The organism is Frankia sp. CeTa3Moorea (assembly GCF_978021225.1).
Map to the genome: position 1 here is coordinate 6,935 of NZ_CDXDOR010000166.1, position 3,102 is coordinate 10,036.

A 3,102-nucleotide genomic window follows, 5' to 3' on the forward strand; every position below is an offset into this window, starting at 1 on the left:
GCGGTGCTCAGGGACGCCGGCCGCAGGACTCCGTCGAGATGGGGCGGTTTCCTCCCGCAGGTGCCGTTCGACGCGCTGGCCTACGGCATCCCGCCGAAGTCGCTGCGCAGCATCGAGACCAGCCAGCTCCTCGCGCTGGAGGTCGCCGCCCGCGCGCTGCGCGGCGCCGGGTACGACGTGGGCCAGAAGGAGGTGGGCCAGAAGACCGTCGGCGAGGGCCGGGCGTTCGACCGCTCCCGCACATCGGTGGTCTTCGGCACGGAGGCCGGGACGGATCTCTCCGGTGCCTACAGCTTCCGTTCCCTGTGGCCGGCGCTGCTCGGGGACCTGCCGGCCGAGCTGGAGGAGTTCCTGCCGGAGTTGGACGAGGACTCGTTCCCGGGCATGCTCGCGAACGTCATCGCCGGCCGGGTCGCCAACCGGCTGGACCTCGGCGGGGTGAACTTCACCGTGGACGCGGCCTGCGCGTCGTCGCTCGCCGCCCTTGACGCCGCCTGCAAGGAGCTCGTCGCGGGCACCTCGGACATGGTGCTGTGCGGCGGCGTGGACACTCACGCGGGCGCCCACGACTTCCTGCTGTTCTCCTCCGTCCATGCGCTGTCTCCGGGCGGGCGGTGCCGCAGCTTCGACGCGGGCGCCGACGGCACCAGCCTTGGCGAGGGGGTGGCTGTCATCGTGCTCAAGCGGCTCGCGGACGCCGAACGGGACGGCGACCGGATCCACGCCGTCATCCGGGCCGTCGCCGGTTCCTCCGACGGGCGGGCCCTGGGGCTGACCGCGCCGCGCAAGGCCGGCCAGGTGCTCTCCCTGGAACGGGCCTACGGGCGGGCGGGGATCTCGCCCAGCGAGATCGGTCTGCTGGAGGCGCACGCGACCGGAACGGTCGTGGGGGACCGCACCGAGCTCGCCACCCTCACCGAGGTCTTCACCAACCACGGTGCGACGCCGGGCCAGTGCGCGGTGGGTTCGGTGAAGTCGCAGATCGGGCACACGAAGTGCGCGGCGGGCCTGGCCGGTCTGATCAAGATGGCCAAGGCCGTCGAGACCGGGGTGCGGCCGCCGACCCTGCACATCGACACGCCGAACACCTATTGGGACGCCGAGACCAGCCCGTTCTACTTCGACGGCGTCGCCAAGCCGTGGGTCGCCCCGGCCGAGCGGCGCCACGCCGGCGTGTCGGCCTTCGGATTCGGCGGCACCAACTTCCACGTCGTGCTGTCCGCCTATGACGGCGGACCCGAGCCCGCCCATGGCCTCGACCGCTGGCCCGCGGAGTTGTTCGTCGTCCGCGGCACCGACCGGGCGGCGGCCACCCGGGCGCTGGACCGGCTGGCCGGGCTGATCGCCGCGAACGACGCGGCCGGACGGCCGTTCCGCCTGCGTGACCTCGCCTCCACCGTCTGTGCGGAACGCGGCGACCCGGTCCAGCTCGCGTTCGTCGCCGACGACCTCGACGCGCTGCCCGCCGCCATCGACCAGGCGCGCACGTTCGCGTCGAACCCTCGGGCGGGCCTGTTCACCCGGGACCAGGACGCGGATCCGGGTGCCACCGCGTTCCTCTTCCCCGGCCAGGGCAGTCAGCGGCCCGGCATGCTCGCCGACCTGTTCATCGCCTTCCCACGGCTGCGGTCCGTACTGGACCTCGCTCCCCGGTGGGCAGACACGATGTTCCCGCCGGCGGCCTTCTCCCGGGAGCAGAAGGCCGCCCAGGCAGCCGCGATCACCGACACCCGCGCGGCCCAGCCGACGCTGGGGCTCGCCGGGCTTGCCGTTCACGACCTGCTGACCAGCCTCGGGGTGCGCCCGGACCACGTCGCCGGGCACTCCTACGGCGAACTGGTCGCGCTGTGCGCCGCCGGGGTACTGGACCGGCGGGACCTCATCGGCCTGAGCGAGGCCCGTGCCGCGGCGATCCTGGCGGCCGCTGGCGACGAACCGGGCACGATGGCGGCGGTCTCCACGTCGGTCGAGCAGGTCCGCGCCGTGCTCGACGGGGCCGGTGCGGGTGGGGAGGCCGGACCGGGCCGGGTCGTCGTGGCCAACCACAACGCCCCGCGGCAGAGCGTGATCTCCGGGCCGACGGACGCCGTTGCCGCCGCCGTGGCGGCTCTCGGCCGGGCCGGCATCAGCGCCAAGCCGATCCCGGTCGCGTGCGCCTTCCACAGCCCGGTGGTGGCGGGAGCGGCGACGGCGCTGGCCGCCCGGCTCGATGAGGTCGAGGTCGAGGCGCCGACCCTGCCGGTCTGGTCCAACACGACCGCCGGGCCCTACCCCGGCAGCCCGGACGAGGTGCGGGCGATGCTCGCCGGCCAGGTGGCGGCGCCGGTCAGGTTCGTCGAGCAGATCGAGGCGATGTACGCCGCGGGGGTGCGGACCTTCGTCGAGGCCGGGCCCGGCCGCGTCCTGGCGCAGCTCGTCGGCAGGATTCTGGCCGGTCGACCGCACCGGGTGGTGGCCACCGACGTCGCCGGCGAGCCGGGGCTGCGCCGGTTGCTGCTGGCCCTCGCCGAGCTCGCCGCCGTCGGCGTCGAGCTCGACCCCTCCGCGCTGTTTACCGGCCGCGACGCCCGGGTGGTCAGCGCGACGGACCTGCCGCGCCGTCCCGGCTGGCTCATCGATGGGGCCTACGTGCGCACGCCCGACGGCCGGTTCCTTCCCGGTGGGCTGCGGCCGCCGACCCGGCTGACGGCGCGGACGACTTCACCCGGGGTCGCCTCCGTGCCCGAGATCGTCGGCGTGCGCGGGTTCGTCGAGGACACCGTGACGCCGCCCCTCCCGTTCGACCGCACCGGCGTGACCGACCACAGCGAGACGACCGACGACCCGGCGGCGGGGCCCGCCGGACTGGCCGAACTTGGAGGTGACGGATCGGTGGACGCCGTGGTGCTGGAGTTCCTGCGGACCACCCGGGAACTGGTCGCGGCGCAACGTGACGTCGTACTGGGCTACTTGGGCATCGACCCGACTGGCCTGGCCCGGCCGGGCCAGCTTCCCGAGGGGCGGCCGGCGGACTTCGTGCCGCCGCGGCCCCGGGTCGTGTCGGACGACGTGTCGGACTTCGTGCCGCCGCGGCCCCGGGTCGTGTCGGACGACGTGCCGGAC

At 74.6% G+C, this 3,102-nt stretch carries 1 protein-coding gene; it reads left to right on the forward strand.

Translation table 11 applies throughout. The features are described from left to right. Nucleotides 1-3,102: type I polyketide synthase (locus AC08OV_RS20930; protein WP_476620164.1), on the forward strand; the 3,102-nt coding region annotated here is incomplete at both ends.